This window comes from Myroides injenensis M09-0166 (genome assembly GCF_000246945.1).
In the GTDB taxonomy this organism is placed as follows: Bacteria; Bacteroidota; Bacteroidia; order Flavobacteriales; family Flavobacteriaceae; genus Flavobacterium; species Flavobacterium injenense.
In genome coordinates, this window is record NZ_BAEX01000075.1 from 1 (window position 1) to 18,036 (window position 18,036).

An 18,036-nucleotide genomic window follows, 5' to 3' on the forward strand; every position below is an offset into this window, starting at 1 on the left:
TTTTTATTTATAGTGATATGATTATAAAAGCAGTTAGAGGAAAGTCTCCTGTAATTCCTGAGGATTGTTTTGTAGCAGAAAATGCTACTATTGTAGGAGAGGTAACGTTCGGTGAGAAATGCAGCGTATGGTTTAATGCAGTGATTAGGGGAGATGTTAATTCCATTACTATTGGCAATAAGGTAAATATTCAAGATGGGGCAATTGTCCACTGTACTTATTTAAAACATCCAACAGTAATTGGAAATAATGTTTCTGTAGGGCACAATGCAATGGTACATGGTTGTACAATACACGATAACGTTTTAATAGGGATGGGAGCTATTGTAATGGATAATTGTGTTGTTCATAGTAATACCATTATTGCTGCTGGAGCTGTAGTAACTCAAAATACAGTTGTAGAGTCAGGTGCTATCTATGCTGGTGTACCTGCAAAGAAAGTAAAAGATATAAGTGCTTCTGATTTTGCTGGTGAAGTTGAGCGTATTGCTAATAATTATGTGATGTACTCAAGTTGGTATAAAGAAGAGGAATAAAAAACACAAGAGGGCTAGTAATTTTATACTAGCCCTCTTGTGTTTTTTTAGAAATTTTTATATTCAATAATAGCGGGTTCTGTAATAAAAGTTTTTAATACAGTAGGATCTACATTAGTGTAAAATGTTGAGATTCCAAGTTTATTATCCTGGTTAAGTAGATTATTTTGTTCTAATATTTTTCTCGTTTGCTTAGCTACAGCTTTTCCGGAATCAATGATTTGAATATTGTCAGGAATTATTTCTTTAATGATTGGTATAAGGTAGGGATAATGTGTACATCCAAGAACTAACGTATCCATTCCTTGGTCTACCATAGGAATAAGATAATCTCTTAGTAGCTTTTTTAACTCTTTAGAGTGTATCTGTCCAGATTCAATTAAAGAAACTAGATTATAGCCTATCTGCTCTATTATTTTTACATCAGAGTATAGTTTTACTTTAGATGCAAATAAATCGCTTGTAATCGTTCCTTTTGTTGCTAGGATACCAACTGTAGCTGTTTTGGTCAAGCTGGTAGCTGGCTTAATTGCAGGTTCAATTCCAATAATAGGTATTTTGTATTTGTTTCTAATTTCATTAATGGCATTTGTAGTAGCAGTATTACATGCTACAACAATTATTTTACAGTCTTGAGAAAGTAAATAATCTATATTCTTAAAAGAAAGGTTTATTATTTCCTCTTTGGTTTTAAAACCATAAGGAGCATTGAGTTGATCCCCTATGTATATAGTATTCTCATTTGGCATTAATAAATTAATATCACGCCAGATTGTTGTGCCTCCTATACCAGAGTCAAATATTCCTATAGGATTGTTGTTTTGCATATACAAATATAAAAAAACCACCCTAAAAATAGAGTGGTTTTAATGTTTGATCTTTATAAATTTCAGAATTATTTAACTCCTAATTCTTTTTTAACATCAATGATTAAATCTGGTCCATCAGCAACTAAAATACCTTTTCCTAATGTTGCGTCAAGTACGTAGTCATATCCTTTAGCTTTAGCTACTTTTTTGATAGCTGCTTGGATTTTTTCATGGATAGGTTTAGTTAATTCAAACTCTTTTTTCTCCATTTCTTGACCAGCTGTAGTTTGGAATTCTTGAATGCGTTGTTCTAATTCTTGAACTTCTTTAGCGCGTTCTTCATTTTTAATATCACCTGCAGTTGCAGCTTCAGCTTGGTATTTTTGTACTTTATTTTGGTATTCTGTAACCAAATTTGTAAAAGTGCTTTGGTATCCTTCACCTAATTTTTTTAATTCAGCTTGAGCTGCTTTAGTTTCAGGTAATTCAACTATTAAAGCTTGAACATCAACGTGAGCTACTTTTGATTGCGCCATAGTCACCGTAGAGCTTACTCCAAAAAACATTACGGCTGCAATTAATAAAGATTTCATTTTTCTCATGTTACTCGATTTTTGATTTATTATCTATAATTTAAATGTTATTTATTCTTTTTTGCTTCTTCATTTTGTTTTTTACGTTCTTCTATCTCTTGTTGAATACGTAACTTTCTTTCCTCTTCATCTTTTAAGGCTTTTTGCCTTTTTTCTTCTTGTTGTTGCTTAAAGAGTTTTAATTCTTCTTCACGTTTTTTCTTTGCTTCCTCTCTTTTGATACGAGCCTCTTCTTGTTTACGTTCTTGTTCTAATCTTCTTTGCTCTCTAAGTTCTTCAACATTAACTGTAGGTTTGTTTTTAACCCTCTCCTCATTTAACTGTCTTCTCTTTTCCTTTTCTTCTTCAATTAGTTTATCACGTTCAGCTTTTTGTCTTTCGAGTTCAGCTTTTTGTTCTAGCAATTGTTGTCTGTTTTCTTCAATTGCTCTTTGTTTTGCTTCTTGTGCTTCTTGACGTTGTTTTTGAATTTCTTCTTGCTTCAATGCCAATGCAGCTTTTTGTTCTTCAAGTTTAGCAAGTTTTTCTTGACGTAATTTCTCTTGCTTTTCTTGACGTTCTTTTATCAACCTTTCACGTTGCTGTTCTAAGGCTTGTTGTTTTAAGAATTTAGGATCATTAGCTTGTTCTTGTTTGCGTTTTTTCTCTTCTTGTCTTAGAAGTCTATCAGCTTCTGCTTTTTTGCGCTGTTGTTCTTCACGTCGACTTTGACGCAATGCCATTTGATCTTCTTCTTTTTCTTCTTTTTCAACTCCCTCTACCTGCTTTTTGCTCATGTTTTGCTTACGTCTTGCTGTAGCTAAACGTTTTAAAACAAGATCACTTATATCGTGTCTTTTAGTAGCAAGTACCATTGTCGATTCAGTATTTTTATCAAGAACGTAGTCAAACTTTCTAGCTTCAGTAATATCTTCAACCACCGCAAAAACTTGGTCTTGTATAGGTTTTGAAAGCATTACCTTTTGGGTAATTAAATCTCCCTTAGTACCAAATCTTTTTTGCTGATATTCATATAGCTCTTCTTCTAAAATGGAGATCTCTTCTTCCTTTTCATCAATAAGCGCTCTAGTTAGTAATATTCTCTCAGCAGCTAGATTGTCTTTTAATCTTCTTATCTCTTCTTTCTTTTTGTCTATATCCGCTTTCCATTGGCTAGCGCGTGACTCTAAGGCAGAAGTAGCTTCTATATATTCAGGCGTTTGGCTTAATATATATTCCATATCTATGTAGGCTATTCTGGCACTTCCACCTTGGGCTAACATAGATATAGATGTAAATATACAAATAATAGAAGCTAATATCACTCTCATTTAATTCAATTTTAAGTATCTGCTACATTAAAACGATTGTCCAAGTATAAAGTGTGTTTGCCATCCACTTTTTTGTGTTTGTCCTGGAACTGGATCAAATCCATATCCAAAGTCAATACCTAGTAGACCAAACATTGGCATAAATACTCGAACTCCAAATCCAGCTGATCTTTTTAATTCAAATGGATTATAGTTTTTAAATGCATCATATGAGTTACCTGCTTCTGCAAAAGTTAATACATATACTGACGCACTTGGTTTTAATGTAATAGGGTATCTTAATTCTAACGTAAATTTGTTATAAATAGTACCTCCAATTTGTTCTCCTAAGTCATTAATTGGTGTAAGCGTTTGATTTTGGTAACCTCTTAACTGAATAACTTCACGTCCATCTAGAGAGAAGTTAGCTAATCCATCACCACCTAAATAGAATCTTTCAAAAGGAACTACTCCACGGTTATCATTATATGCTCCCATATAACCAAATTCTCCAGAAGTTCTCAATACTAATTTATCAAATAAAGTACTGTACCAATCTCCTTTGAATTTTAGTTTATAATATTCTAACCAATTAAATCTTTTTTGGTCAATTTTACTTTGGTCAGCAGTAGCATCTCTCCAATCTTCAACAGCTTGTCCATTTTTGTTCAAGTACGTACCTGCAGTTAATGGTAGACCAGTTGATGGATCAATAGCTCCTTCTTTAGCTCTTAGCTTATATTCTTGCTCGTTGTGTAAGTTTTTATAATTTACATTATTGAATAAAGAATAAGGTGGAGTAAACTTACCACTAACACTAAATAATGAACCAAAAGTAGGGAAGATAGGATCCATACCTCTATTATCACGTCTTAATTCAATTTGATAAGAAAGGTTTCTTGAAGAACCATCTCCAAATGTAAATAATCCAGTATTATAGTTATTCATGTCATAATATTGGAAACTCAATGTATGTGATAATACAAAGTAATCATCTGGTATATTCAATCGTTTAGCAATACCAAACGAAAGTGTTGTAATATTAAATCCTCTACTACGGTCAGTACGTCTGTTGTAATAGTCATATAGATTTTGTTTACTATATGCTAATGTACCAAAGAAGTTAATCGGTTTTCTACCACCAAACCATGGTTCAGAGAAACTCAAACTATATGTTTGGAAATAACTACTTCCTTGTAGACGTAGTGCAAGTGATTGACCATCTCCCATTGGGAAAGGTTTGTATGATTTTTTGTTAAATATATTTCTCAAAGAGAAGTTATTGAACGACAAACCAAGCGTTCCAATGAAACCACCTCCACCGTAACCACCTTGTAGCTCTACCTGGCTAGATCCTTTTTCTGCAATTTGCCATTCGATATCTACAGTACCTGATGATGGGTCGGCATTTTTAACGTCTGGTACAATTGCTTGTGGATCGAAGATTTGTAATGAAGCAAGCTTACGGATTGTTTCCATCACTAGAGCTTTACTCCATGTTTCACCAGGACGAGTACTTAAATCGCGGTAGATTACGTGATCATGAGTATCGTTATTACCTATTGCAGTAATATTATTAAATCTAGCAATAGGTCCTTCTAGAATTCTAATATCAAAGTCAATTGTATCATTAGCTGTTTTTACCTCTACTGGTGTAACCTGAGAGAATAAATAACCTCTATTTTGATATAAATTGGTTAGGTTATCTGCGTCTGGATTAGTAAGGTCGTTAATACGTTTGTCAAATAAGACACCGTTGTATAAATCTCCTTTTTGAATTCCTAATACTTGTTTTAATACATAATTAGGGAAAACAGTATTTCCAATAAAACGGATATCTCCGAAGTAGTATTTGTTTCCTTCTTCAACATCTATATTAATAGCAACACGGTTTGTCTTAGGGTCATAAGAAGTAGTATCCGCAATTACACGAGCATCGCGATAACCATTTTCTTTATACTTATTAACGATATTTGTTAAATCCTCTTCGTATTTAGCACTTATAAATTTAGAAGGTTTAAATATACGAAGTGGGTTAAACGGACTACGTTGTTTCGTGTTTTTCATTGCTTTCTTCAATTTTTTATCAGAAAGTTGTTTATTACCGTCAAAAGTAATTTTTGATACACGAACTTTTTTCCCTTTGTTAATATCAACAAGTAAATCTACTCTTCTATTGGTAGAATCAGTAGGGATAGTGCTTAATATAACGTTAGTATTGTAGAAACCATCTTTCTTATACTTGTTAAGTAAGAAATACTTAGTAGTAGATAAAAAGTTTTCGTTTACTATTTTTCCTTTCGTAAGTTTAGCTTCTTTTATAAGAGATTCAGACTTTGATTTTTTAAAGCCTTTTATTTTTACACTATTAAGTCTAGGAACTTCATTTAACGATAGCTCTATATTAATAGTATCATTTACTACTGATGTTTCATATAGATTGATGTCAGTAAAGAAACCTAGGTTCCATAACTTCGTCAAGGCAGTAGAAATTTCTTCTCCTGGTACTGCTATTTGTTGTCCTTTATTAAGACCTGTAAAGGTTATAACGGTTTGAGGGTTATAATTGATTTTTCCAGTTACTTTTATATCTCCTAAGGTATAAATCTTTGGAGCTTCAAAAGAAGGAATGTTTATACTGTCTTGTGCTTGGGCATTTGCATGGATGATTCCTGCGAGAAACAGTGCAAAAAGAGAGGTGCCTTTTTGAAACATTATTTTCGTTTTTTATTTAATTTGTTCACTTGTTTTTCCAAATCTTCTTTCTCTATTTTGAAAAGTTAGAAGCGCCTTATATAACTCTTCTTCTGAAAAGTCAGGCCATAGAACTTCTGTAAAATAAAGCTCAGCATAAGCAATCTGCCACAGCAGGAAATTACTTATTCTTTGCTCTCCACTAGTCCTAATTAATAGATCTACATCAGGTAGATCATGCGTGTAAAGATGCTCATTAATAATTGATTCGTCAATATCAGCTTCCGAAATTAAGTTATTTTTAACTTTAAATGAAATCTTTTTTACAGCATCAATTAACTCTGCTCTTGAACCATAACTAAGAGCAAGAGTAAGCGTCATTCTATCGTTGTTTTTTGTCTTGTCAATTACTTCGTTTAATTGCTCTTGAACTTTTGGAGGTAGTAATGATAAATTACCTATCGCATTTACTGCAATTTTGTTTTCATTAAAGGTAGGTAATTCTTTTTTTAATGAATTTACTAATAATTGCATTAGCTTATCGACTTCAAACTTTGGTCTATTCCAGTTTTCAGTTGAAAATGCATATAATGTCAAATTCTTTATTCCAAGTTCAGCACAGCTACTTAAAGTAGTTCTTACTGATTTTATTCCGTTTTCGTGACCTATAGTTCTTAGAAAACCTTTCTTTTTAGCCCATCTACCGTTACCATCCATTATGATAGCCAAGTGATTAGGTAATTTCTTTAAGTCAATTTCTTCTTTCAAGTTCATTTAATCTGCACAATAACAAGGGTTTTTTCCAAATGTATAGCTTATTGAAAAGCCAGTGTAAAAAAACCAATCATTTACGTTTTTTCCAAAACTATAGTATTCTTTATTTTTACTAGAAGGATGACTACCGTCCAGATTGTCTGTAAAGGTATAATTTGCAATCACTTCAGCATTTAATATTAGTTGAGGTGTTAATCTTACTTTTAAACCTGTTCCAAAAGGAATTGCTAATGAATTCTTCTTTTTCCCTTTTTCTAAATCAGTTTTTCTATACTGCTGGTTACCTCCTAAATCTATCTCATAGGAACGGAAATAAATATCTGAATATCTAATCCCCGATATACCTAAATATAGATAAGGCGTTAAGCCAAAATTTTCTTCGTGTAGATCAAGTTCAAAGAAGTTAAACTCAAAGCCAACAGACAATTGCTGTACTGTATTGTTAAAGTTTAATCCTCTTTCTTTTCTACTAGGCATATCTGACTTTAAGTCATTGCCAGTAAGTTTTGTTTGTAAGAAACTTACTTTATAAGAATGTCTTGGACTTTTATTCCAACGATAAAAAAGATTATATCCTACGTTTGTAGGATTGATAAATTGCGTGGAACCTATGTTCCCTACGTAATTACTTCCACCTATACCACCACCAAATTCATGGATTTGTGCTTGCATGACACTGACACTAAATAACAATAAAAATGGTAATAGAATTCTATTCATTTTGTTAAAATAATTTACAAATATAGTAATATCGCGACGTAATTTAATTTTTTTTATTCCATTAATATGAGAAAAAACTAGCTTTATACCTCAAAACGCTAAAAACACTCAAAAAGTATATTTCAATTCGTGAATTGTATTAATTTCTTTTGTCCTCTCCCCATAGTAGTTTGTTTCGCAATGTTTTGATGAAACTTTGCGTAGGAAATTCTACTAGATCTATTGTGAAAGGAGCTTTCGAAATGATTATTTCAGTTTCGTTAGCTATCGTTTTAGTCGTGGTGTCAAGGGACACTAAGAATTTCTTTTCTCTACTGCTAACTTTTAATTTTATTTCTAGATTATCTCTAATTACTAAGGGTCTCACATTAAGATTGTGCGGAGCTAGAGGTGTTAATACAAAACAGCCAGTTTCTGGTTCAATAATTGGTCCACCACAACTTAGTGAATATCCAGTCGATCCAGAAGGAGTAGATATAATTAAACCATCTGCCCAGTAAGAAGCCAAAAATTCATTATCTAGGTAAGTATCTACTGTAATCATCGAAGTCGTGTTTTTGCGAGAAACGGTTACTTCGTTTAATGCATATTGAATATCAAAGTCATTATTTTTTGGAGGATTACATTGCATGCTTAGTAGCGATCTTTTAGACAGCTTATAAGAATGTGTAAATAAGTTTGGTAATAATTTTTCAATGTCATCTTGCTGAACATTTGCTAAGAAGCCTAATCTACCTGCATTAATACCTACAATTGGAATATTCATGTTTTTGATAAAGTTTGTCGCTCTTAACATAGTTCCATCTCCACCTACACTAATAAAAAAATCTGTATCACTTGGCAAGTCTACTTTTTGACCAAATGTCTGGTAGTCTTGTGACAGTACATTAGTATGTTTTAATAACTGATAAAAATGTGATTCAAAAATAATTTCGGTAGATTCGTAATCATTGAAAACGGCTAATAGCCTTAAAATGATGTTTTGTACAATTGGCTTGCTTGTTTGTCCGTAAATAGCAAATTTCATACTATATATTTAGGTATTTATTTAGGTAATCAGATTTGTCTTTTAAATCGCTGTAGTGCATATCTTCGTTATGTTGAGTGATGATGTCATAATGGTATCGTCTAAAGTCGTCTAATATGTGATTAGTGTTAATATTATTTGTCTTTAGAAGAATCTGAACATTCTCATCCTCTTGGTTTAATAATAATATTCCGTATAGCTTAGCATTATTACTCTCTACAATTTGGGCTACCTCAGACAGGCTAAAAGTGTTTTGTTGTTTTGAGATAATAATTGTTTTACCTACTTCCTGAAAAAAGATAGCATTAGGCCAATATTCAAATAGTGTCGCTTTTGAAAGAATGCCTATTACTTCATTATTATCAGTAATCACGGGAAGTATATTTGTTTTGTTTAGCGTAAATAGGTCAAAGATTTCAAATATATTAAGAGAAGTGTTTTCATGTAATGAAAAATATTCCAAGTCATAGATGTAATCTTCTATTATTTTGTCTTTTTCAGCTATTTCAATATCTTCAGCCATTATATTTCCTATTAATTTATTGTCGCTATTAATAATAGGGGCATGACTGAAAGAATGTTTAGACAAAAAAGCATAGCATTCCTCTGCCAAATTATTTGGAGTAAAGGGAGGTAATGATTGGATTAACTTTTTGTCAAATGAAAACATAGCTATACATATATATTATATTGTGCAAAATAATCAAAAATTAATCAATAGTCGTTAATTATACTTTGTATTTTTGTCTTTAAATTTTATACTTATGACTAAATTATCGGTTAATATCAATAAAATAGCCACTCTTAGAAATTCTAGAGGAGGAGATGTGCCTAATCTATTACAAGTTGCAAAGGATGTTCAGAAATTTGGAGCAGAGGGAGTGACTGTACATCCTCGTCCCGATGAACGTCATATTCGATATCAAGATGCAAGAGATTTAGTGAATGTTGTATATACAGAATACAATATTGAGGGTAATCCTATGGATGATTTTCTAAAGTTGGTATATGAATGTAAACCTACTCAAGTAACCTTAGTACCCGATGCGGTAGATGCTCTGACATCTAATGCGGGATGGGATACTGTGAAACATAAAGATTTTTTAAAAGAAGTTATACAGGAATGCAGACAGCAAGGTATTCGTACTTCAATATTTGTTGACCCTGTTCTTAAAATGGTTGAAGGGGCAAAAGAAGTAGGTGCAGATCGCATTGAGTTATATACAGAAGAGTTTGCTAGACAGTATGGTTTAGGTAATGAAGGAGCAATTGTTCCTTATGTGAAAGCAGCAGAATTAGCGGTAGACTTAAATCTAGGGATTAATGCTGGTCATGATTTGAGTTTAGATAATATTAAATTCTTTAAAGATAATATTCCTAACCTATTAGAAGTTTCGATAGGTCATGCATTAATTGCGGAGTCTATTTACTTAGGATTAGAGAATGTTGTGAATATGTACATCAGAAAATTACAATAATGACAGAGATTTTATATTCAAAAATTGAAGGAGAAGCAGGTAAACCATTAATTGTACTTCATGGTTATTTAGGAATGTCTGATAACTGGTCGACTTTTGGTAAGCAAATGTCTGCTATAGGATATCAAGTACACATGTTAGATTTGCGTAATCACGGACGCAGTTTTCATTCAGAAGAATGGTCTTATGATGCGATGGTTAGCGATCTTTTTAATTATATGCAGCATTATCAAATTGAAAATGCCATTGTATTAGGGCACTCAATGGGTGGTAAAGTAGCGATGAAATTTGCAGTACAATTTCCTGAAAAAGTACAGAAGCTAATAGTGGCGGATATAGCGCCTAGAAATTATGCTCCTCATCATCAAGATATCTTTGAAGCGTTGAATGCAGTTGATTTTTCAGTTAAGCCGAGCCGCCAAGAAGTTGATGCAAAATTGGGAGAGTATATTAAAGATGCTGGTACACGATTATTCTTAATGAAAAGTCTTTATTGGTTAGAGCCAGGTCAGTTAGCTTTTCGTTTTAACCTCAATGTGTTTAATAAAAATGAAGATGTTGTAGGAGAGGGATTAGAACAAGGAAGTGAATATAATGGTGATGTCCTTTTTATCAGAGGAGGAAAATCTAACTATATTCAGGAGAGTGATCAACAGCTTATAAAAAGTATTTTTCCTAATGCAATTATAGAAACAATACCAAATGTAGGGCATTGGCTCCATGCTGAAAATCCACAAATGTTTTACGATATAGTAAAGGAATTCTTATCTTAATAATAGTTTTAAAGCTACCAATTTGGTAGCTTTCTTCTTTTTATGCCTTTTCCTCTTTAGGTATAGTGCAATTACACAATTATTTTCCCTTAATAAAATACTACAGTTGATTGAGCTTTTAACAGGTTTCAACCTTTTTTTAGAGTGAATTTGTCTTAGTGATGCCGCAGTGATGCCGCTATGATACCGCAATGATGCCGCTAATTCGGCATAAAAAGGCGGCATCATTGCCTTATCATCTGGGGATCAATGTAGCATCATTATAATGCAGAATAGTATAGTTTATTGTTTTTATATTAATAAGAAAGAGGTGTGTGTAGTTTTAAAAGAAATTAGCTTATAAATGTGTCCTTTTTTTAAATATCTGCTTTACATCATGACTTTTTAGAAGTTATATTATTGAAAGAATGTAAATTAATTAGATGTTTTTTTGTTTATTTTTCGATATGACTACTTTTTTTGTGATACTTTAAGTTTGTTATTTTTTTTATAAATGGTTTTATTGGTTAAATTATTGTAGTTATTATTTATCTTTAAGTGTTATTTGTTGAATAATATTTAATTTAATTTTTACAAGTGTTAAAATAAGACTTAAAAATTTGTAAAACTGTATTTACTAATTATATTTGGAATATAACGAATTTAAATATTAGGCAATTATGATTAAAAAGTTAATATCATTGTCCTTATTAGCGATAGTTTCTTCTTCTGCCTTTGCTGGAGGATACAGAGTTAGTATGCAGGGAAATAAACAACTTGCTATGGGACATACGGGAGTAGCTGTTGTAAATAGTGCTGAGGCAACTTTCTTTAACCCTGCTGGAATTGTGTATCTAGAAGACCGCTTTAATTTTTCTGCTGGAATGAATGTTTTAGTAGCTGATACAAAATTTCAGAATACAACATACGGATGGGAAAATGAAACACGTAATACAGGAACGCCATTTTATGCATACGGTACTTATAAAGCGACAGATTGGTTAAGTCTTGGATTAGCAGTTTATTCTCCATATGGAAGTGCAGTAGATTGGGATCAAGATTGGCAAGGATCACATTTAGTAAATAATATTGATTTAAAAGCAATCTATTTTCAACCAACTTTTGCTATTAAAGTGAGTAAACATTTCAGTTTTGGAGGGGGACCTATTTTAGTTAATGGGGGTGTTACTTTTAATAGAAATGTATCGCGTAGCATGACAGATGAAAATGGAAATAGAACAGATGTTACTATCGAAGCTAAGAATGTTACTGCATGGGGATGGACAGCTGGATATATGGTTAATGTAGATGATCACTTAAGATTTGGGGTGAATTATCGTTCTGAAATTATCATGAAACCAAATAATGGAAAGGCAAAATTCCATGATGTTCCTGCATTTGGAAAGGATATGTTTGTAGATGGTAAGATTGAGGCACAAATGCCATTGCCAGCGGAGTTAACAGTAGGGGCTTCTTATGAGTGGAAAAAATGGTTATTTGCTTTTGATTATAATCGCACTTTTTGGAGAGTATATGATGCTTTAGTGATTGATTTTGTTGATAATCCTACAATTGGAAAATCAGTAAATGCTAGAAATTATAAAGATTCTAGTACGTATCGTTTAGGAGCTCAATATACTGTAAATGATCAATTATCATTAAGAGCAGGATGGTATTATGATGAAAGTCCTGTACAGCCTGGATATTTTGCGCCAGAAACACCAAGAAATGACTCTAGAGCGTATACAGGAGGTTTGACATACAAGTTTAAAAATGGTATTGCAATAGATTTAGTATATAGTTATTTACATTTTAGCGATACTAATAGTTCTTATAGCTATTATAATGAAGATGGACAAAATGTATCGTTTGGCGGGACTTATAAAAGTGCTGTAACTAGCGGTGGTATCGGTGTGAGCTATAGTTTTTAATTTCAAAAAAAGAAAATCATGAAAAAAAGATATTTATTAATATTACCAGCACTAGTTATGTTTGCTTCGTGTAAACCTGAAATTAGTGACAAAATAGATTCAGAAACCTACTATCCAGGTGAAGCAGATTTTTCTAGTTATGTGGCAGTAGGAAATTCATTGACTTCAGGTTTTATGGATGGTACAGTTTATCGTTCTGGACAGCAAAATTCATTTCCAAATATTCTAGCAAAACAGTTTAAAATAGTTGGAGGAGGAGAATTTACCCAACCAGATTTTAGTGATGATGTCAATGATGTAGGAGGTATGTTAGTAGCAGGGACAGAAATTATGCCTACGAAAATGATCATTAATATGTCTACAGGTGGACCTGAGAATATTAAAGGTGTAGTTACGATAGATGCGACAAAGCAACAAAAAACTGCTTATCACAATGCAGGAGTACCTGGTGCAAAGACATTTCATTTATTAGCACCTGGTTATGGAAGCTTAGCAGCTTTATCAGCGGGGAAATCTAATCCTTACTTTATTAGAACTGCTACTAGTGACCAAGCAACTGTATTAGGTGATGCGATGACTCTAAAACCTACATTTTTTACCAATTGGATTGGTGCTAATGACGTATTAGCTTATGCTACTTCAGGAGGTGAAGGTGTAGATCAAAATGAAGCGGGAGGTTTAGACCCTGCGAAATATGGACCAAATGATATTACTCATGCGGGTGTTTTCCAAAATGTATATAAAACAATTACTACAACATTGACTTCGGGAGGTGCTAAAGGAGTAGTGGCTACTATACCAGATGTAACTGCAATTCCATTTTTTACAACTGTACCATATAGTCCTTTGACACCAGAATTAATTGGAGTTGAAAAAATAGATCAATTAAATATGTTTGTTGGTTTATTAAAAATGACATTAGCTAAAGCAGGACAAGGAGATCGTTTACAATTGTTTTCTAAAGAGAAAGCAAATCCATTATTGATTAACGATAACACTTTAGATGATATGTCACCTGTGATTGCAGCTGGATTAAAAGCCGCTATCGATTCAGGACAATTGCCATTGCCTATTAAAGAACAAGAAATTGCATTGATCGCTCATATATTTGGGAAAGCAAGACATGCAACTGCACAAGACTTAATGTTGTTAACTAGTAAACCTCAAATAGGAGCTTCATTACCTACCTCTACTGGTAACACTATAATGGATGAAATGCTTAAAATAGGTGTTACTTACCCATTGGGTGATGAATATGTGCTAAATCCAGTAGAACAAAAGAAAATTAAAGAAGCAACTACAAACTTTAATAATATTATTAGAGCTGAAGCAGCAGAAAAAGGATTAGCTATAGCAGATATGAATGAATTATTAAATAAGGCTGTTTCTGGATTAAGAGTTGAAGATGGACAAATCTATACGGCAGATTATTTTACTGGAATGGGGAATTTGAATACTGTAATGTTTTCTCTTGATGGGGTACACTTAAATCCTAGAGGGTATGCTTTTATCGCAGCTGAGATATTAAGAGTTATCAATAGACATTATAAATCTAATATTCCATTAGTAAATCCAGCAGTGTATCCAGGACCAACTTTGTTGGCTACTAATAAATAAATTACTATTTTTAACAAAAAAAGTTATGGGATTTATAATTAGATTATTATTTACGACTGCTATTGTGATGTTCTTATGCTGGTTATTACCAGGTGTAGAAGTAGCAGGATGGACATCAGCTCTATGGGTAGCAGTAGTGATGGGATTGTTAAATATGTTTTTAAGACCAGTATTGGTGTTTATGACATTACCAGCAACAGTGGTAACTATGGGATTATTCTTATTAGTTATTAATGCTGTAATTATAATGCTTAGTGCTTATTTTGTTCAAGGATTTGTAGTAGTTAATTTTTGGTATGCGTTGTTATTTAGTATAGTGCTGACTTTTTGCCAATCAATAACGAATGGATTTTTGCAAAAAGATGAAGTGCAAAAGCGATAAAAAAATTAATGATTGAAATACAATCACTTAAAAACTTGGATGGGTTGTAAAAATAATTTATTTTTGCAACCCAATTTTATTATGTAAATACATCAAAAAATGAATATTACAAGAAATAATGTAGATGCTCTTAATGCAATCGTTACTATTGAACTTGCAAAAGAAGATTATCAAGGTAATGTAGATAAAGTATTATCTGACTACAAAAAGAACGCAAGTGTTCCTGGATTTAGAAAAGGTGCTGTACCTATGAGTTTAATCCTAAAACAATATGGTAAAGCTGTACTGTTTGAAGAAGTAAACAAAATTTTGCAAGATAAATTGAATAATTACCTTGTAGAAGAGAAGATGGATATTTTAGGAAATCCGTTACCAGTAATGAATGAGAATTTTGACTGGGATGCTGATGTATTAAAATTTGATTTTGAATTAGGATTAACTCCTGAATTTACTATTGATTTAGATTCTAAAGGAAAAGTAACTAAATTCAACATTGTTGCTGATGACGCAATGTTAGATGAGCAAGTAGAATATATTCAAAAACAATACGGAAAATTAATTTCTAAAGATGCAGTAGAAGAAACTTCAGAAATGGTAGGTACTTTTACTAATGAAGAAGAAGGAATTAACAATGAAGTGAAAATTGCTGTTGATGCGTTCAGAACTAAAACAAATCAAAAGAAATTTTTAAATAAAAAAGTTGGAGATCAAGTAACGGTTAATACTAAAGGATTATTTGATGATGATCACAAACTAATGGAATACTTAGGAGTTGATCACGCTAAAGTTCATGGATTAGAAGTTGACGTTGTATTTACAATAAAAGAAATTAACGAAACTGAGAAAGCTGAGTTAAACCAAGAATTATTTGATAAATTGTTTGGAGAAGGAGTAGTTACTTCAGTAGAGCAATTAAAAGAAAAAATCAAAGAAGACGCTGAAAAACAATTTGCTTCTCAGGCAGACCAAAAATTCTTAAATGATGTTTATGAGTATTTATTAGCTAATACATCATTTGAATTACCAGCTGAATTCTTGAAAAAATGGTTGCAAACTGCAGGAGATACTCCAATGACAGCAGAGCAAGCAGCAGAAGAATATGCTAAATCTGAAAGTGGATTACGTTACCAATTAATCGAAGGAAAAGTAATGTCTCAATTTGACTTACAACTTAACTTTGAAGAAGTAAAAGATTTCACAATTAAATTAATCAAAGATCAGTTAGCTCAATTTGGACAAGCAGAACCAGATGACAAAACTGTTGAGGATATCGTAGCACGCGTTATGTCAAACCAAGAAGAAGTAAAACGTATTTCTGAACAATTGATGAACGAAAAAATGTTAGCTTTATTTAACGATAAAGTTGGTGCTAAAGTTAAAGAGGTATCATATAAAGATTTCGTTAAGGAAATGTACGGAGAATAATTTCCGGAAAAAAATAACTATATTTGAGCGTCTTTCTGAAAAGAAAGACGCTTATTTTTTACTAATAAAAAAATAAAATACGTTATGGATTACGGTAAAGAGTTTCAAAAATATGCAACAAAGCATCATGGTATAAATAGTATGTACTACGATAAGATCGTAAGTAGTATGACTCCATATATTATTGAAGAGCGTCAAATGAATGTAGCATCTATGGATGTTTTCTCTCGTTTGATGATGGATAGAATTATTTTCTTAGGAACTGCTATTGATGATTATATAGCTAATATTATTCAAGCTCAATTGTTGTTTTTAGCAAGTGTTGACAATGAAAAAGACATTAGTATTTATGTAAATTCACCAGGTGGAGGAGTATATGCTGGTTTAGGTATTTATGATACTATGCAGTTTATTAAACCTGATGTAGCTACAATCTGTACAGGTATGGCAGCTTCAATGGGGGCAGTTTTATTATGTGCTGGTGCAGCTGGAAAACGTTCAGCATTACCACACTCTAGAGTAATGATTCACCAACCATTAGGTGGTGCGCAAGGTCAAGCTTCAGATATTGAAATTACTGCAAGAGAAATTTTAAAATTAAAAGACGAATTATACGAAATCATTGCTAAACATTCTGGCCAATCGATAGAAAAAGTACGCGAAAATAGTGATCGTGATTACTGGATGATCGCTAAAGAGGCTAAAGAATATGGAATGATTGATGAGGTTTTAATCAGAGAATAACTTTATGGCTAAAGAAGTGATGAGATGTTCGTTTTGTGGACGAGCAGAAGCAGAGGTTAATATTCTTATAGCTGGTATCGATGCTCATATTTGTGATAAATGTGTAGAACAAGCATTCGATATTGTAGAAGACGATAGTCTTGCCAAAGAATCAGATAAGTTATCAAATGATTTACTTTTAAAAAAGCCGATGGAAATTCGTGCTTTTTTAGATGAATATGTGATAGGACAAGACCAAACTAAAAAGGTTATGTCTGTTGCAGTTTACAATCACTACAAACGCCTTCTTCAAGAAGTAAAGGGGAATGATGATGATATTGAAATAGAAAAGAGTAATGTAATTGTAGTAGGGCAGACAGGTACAGGGAAAACCCTTGTAGCTAAGACTATTGCTCGAATGTTAAATGTTCCACTAGCTATTGTTGATGCTACTGTGTTAACTGAAGCTGGTTATGTAGGTGAGGATGTAGAGGGAATATTGACTAAGTTATTACAAGCTGCTGATTACGATATTGAATGTGCTGAGCGAGGTATTATTTTTATAGATGAAATTGATAAAATTGCGCGTAAAAGTGATAACCCATCTATTACACGTGATGTATCAGGTGAGGGAGTGCAACAAGCTCTTTTAAAACTTTTAGAAGGAAGTGTAGTTAATGTACCGCCAGAAGGTGGTAGAAAGCACCCTAATCAAAAGTTTATAGAAGTGAATACTAAGAATATTCTTTTTATAGCAGGAGGTGCTTTTGATGGTATTGAACGCATAATTTCTAAGCGTTTAAATTTTCAAGCAGTAGGTTATAGTTCTTTGTTAGAGGGGGACCAAGTTGATCGTACAAATCTAATGCAGTACATCATACCAAAAGATATTAAGGATTATGGTTTAATCCCTGAGATTATTGGTAGGTTACCTGTGTTAACGCATATGAATCCTCTAGATAGAGAAACTCTACGTTTAATCTTAACAGAGCCTAAAAATGCTTTAATTAAACAATATGAAAAGCTATTCGAAATGGATGGTATTACTTTTACTATTGCGGATGAAGCTCTAGATTATATTGTAGATAAAGCATTAGAATATAAATTAGGGGCTCGTGGTTTACGTTCTTTATGTGAGGCTATATTAACTGATGCAATGTATGAGTTACCTAGTAAAAAGAATGTTAAGAAGTTTCATGTCGACCGTGAATATACGGAACACGCTCTAAGCATGAATTTATTACAGCGTTTGCAAGCATCTTCTTAAGGATAGATATACTACGTGT

17 protein-coding genes are annotated in these 18,036 nt (G+C 32.5%); 9 read left to right on the plus strand and 8 right to left on the minus strand.

The annotated features are described in order from the left end of the window. Positions 1-17 precede the first annotated feature (17 nt). Positions 18-536, plus strand: a complete 519-nt coding sequence (locus tag RH98_RS11670; protein ID WP_026038875.1) for a gamma carbonic anhydrase family protein — start codon at positions 18-20, stop codon at positions 534-536. A 47-nt stretch (positions 537-583) separates the two neighbouring features. Here RH98_RS11670 and murI read toward each other — a convergent pair whose 3' ends face one another. The 8 genes from murI to RH98_RS11710 all read right to left on the minus strand — a co-directional run bounded on the left by murI (position 584) and on the right by RH98_RS11710 (position 9,112). Further along, a complete protein-coding gene (murI, locus tag RH98_RS11675; RefSeq protein WP_026038876.1) occupies positions 584-1,363 on the minus strand; it encodes a glutamate racemase in 780 nt (259 codons plus the stop codon). Positions 1,364-1,431: 68 nt separating this feature from the next. Continuing rightward, positions 1,432-1,947 carry an OmpH/Skp family outer membrane protein gene (locus tag RH98_RS11680; protein WP_010254956.1) on the minus strand — a complete coding sequence of 172 codons (516 nt, stop codon included), beginning with the start codon at positions 1,945-1,947 and terminating at the stop codon, positions 1,432-1,434. A gap of 38 nt (positions 1,948-1,985) precedes the next feature. Continuing rightward, positions 1,986-3,248: an OmpH family outer membrane protein gene (locus tag RH98_RS11685; protein WP_010254958.1), complete on the minus strand. Its 1,263-nt coding sequence runs from the start codon at positions 3,246-3,248 to the stop codon at positions 1,986-1,988. A gap of 27 nt (positions 3,249-3,275) precedes the next feature. Continuing rightward, on the minus strand, positions 3,276-5,942 hold the full coding sequence (locus RH98_RS11690; RefSeq protein ID WP_010254960.1) for a BamA/OMP85 family outer membrane protein: 2,667 nt from the start codon (positions 5,940-5,942) through the stop codon (positions 3,276-3,278). Between the two features lie 12 nt (positions 5,943-5,954). Further along, on the minus strand, positions 5,955-6,695 hold the full coding sequence (gene uppS / locus RH98_RS11695) for an undecaprenyl pyrophosphate synthase (protein ID WP_010254962.1): 741 nt from the start codon (positions 6,693-6,695) through the stop codon (positions 5,955-5,957). Next, complete coding sequence (gene porG / locus RH98_RS11700; protein ID WP_010254964.1) at positions 6,696-7,415, minus strand: type IX secretion system protein PorG; 720 nt, start codon at positions 7,413-7,415, stop codon at positions 6,696-6,698. 139 nt (positions 7,416-7,554) lie between these two features. Continuing rightward, on the minus strand, positions 7,555-8,442 hold the full coding sequence (locus tag RH98_RS11705) for an NAD kinase (protein WP_010254965.1): 888 nt from the start codon (positions 8,440-8,442) through the stop codon (positions 7,555-7,557). 1 nt (position 8,443) lies between these two features. Beyond that, positions 8,444-9,112: a CBS domain-containing protein gene (locus RH98_RS11710; protein ID WP_010254967.1), complete on the minus strand. Its 669-nt coding sequence runs from the start codon at positions 9,110-9,112 to the stop codon at positions 8,444-8,446. Between the two features lie 94 nt (positions 9,113-9,206). On the opposite strand from RH98_RS11710, the gene RH98_RS11715 reads away from it, so the two are divergent. From RH98_RS11715 to clpX, 8 genes are all read left to right on the plus strand, one after another. Continuing rightward, positions 9,207-9,920: a pyridoxine 5'-phosphate synthase gene (locus RH98_RS11715; protein ID WP_010254969.1), complete on the plus strand. Its 714-nt coding sequence runs from the start codon at positions 9,207-9,209 to the stop codon at positions 9,918-9,920. Continuing rightward, positions 9,920-10,693, plus strand: a complete 774-nt coding sequence (locus RH98_RS11720; RefSeq protein WP_010254971.1) for an alpha/beta fold hydrolase — start codon at positions 9,920-9,922, stop codon at positions 10,691-10,693. The genes RH98_RS11715 and RH98_RS11720 overlap by 1 nt, the downstream gene beginning before the upstream one ends. A 659-nt stretch (positions 10,694-11,352) precedes the next feature. Next, positions 11,353-12,603, plus strand: a complete 1,251-nt coding sequence (locus RH98_RS11730) for an OmpP1/FadL family transporter (RefSeq protein ID WP_010254973.1) — start codon at positions 11,353-11,355, stop codon at positions 12,601-12,603. An 18-nt stretch (positions 12,604-12,621) separates the two neighbouring features. Continuing rightward, positions 12,622-14,220: an SGNH/GDSL hydrolase family protein gene (locus tag RH98_RS11735; protein ID WP_010254974.1), complete on the plus strand. Its 1,599-nt coding sequence runs from the start codon at positions 12,622-12,624 to the stop codon at positions 14,218-14,220. Between the two features lie 25 nt (positions 14,221-14,245). Continuing rightward, positions 14,246-14,602 carry a phage holin family protein gene (locus tag RH98_RS11740; protein ID WP_010254976.1) on the plus strand — a complete coding sequence of 119 codons (357 nt, stop codon included), beginning with the start codon at positions 14,246-14,248 and terminating at the stop codon, positions 14,600-14,602. A gap of 99 nt (positions 14,603-14,701) precedes the next feature. Beyond that, complete coding sequence (tig, locus tag RH98_RS11745; RefSeq protein WP_010254978.1) at positions 14,702-16,027, plus strand: trigger factor; 1,326 nt, start codon at positions 14,702-14,704, stop codon at positions 16,025-16,027. 84 nt (positions 16,028-16,111) lie between these two features. Then, positions 16,112-16,771 carry an ATP-dependent Clp endopeptidase proteolytic subunit ClpP gene (gene clpP / locus RH98_RS11750; RefSeq protein ID WP_010254979.1) on the plus strand — a complete coding sequence of 220 codons (660 nt, stop codon included), beginning with the start codon at positions 16,112-16,114 and terminating at the stop codon, positions 16,769-16,771. A gap of 4 nt (positions 16,772-16,775) precedes the next feature. Next, positions 16,776-18,017 (plus strand): ATP-dependent Clp protease ATP-binding subunit ClpX, encoded by a 1,242-nt coding sequence (gene clpX / locus RH98_RS11755; protein WP_010254982.1) that lies wholly within the window; start codon positions 16,776-16,778, stop codon positions 18,015-18,017. Positions 18,018-18,036: the final 19 nt, after the last annotated feature.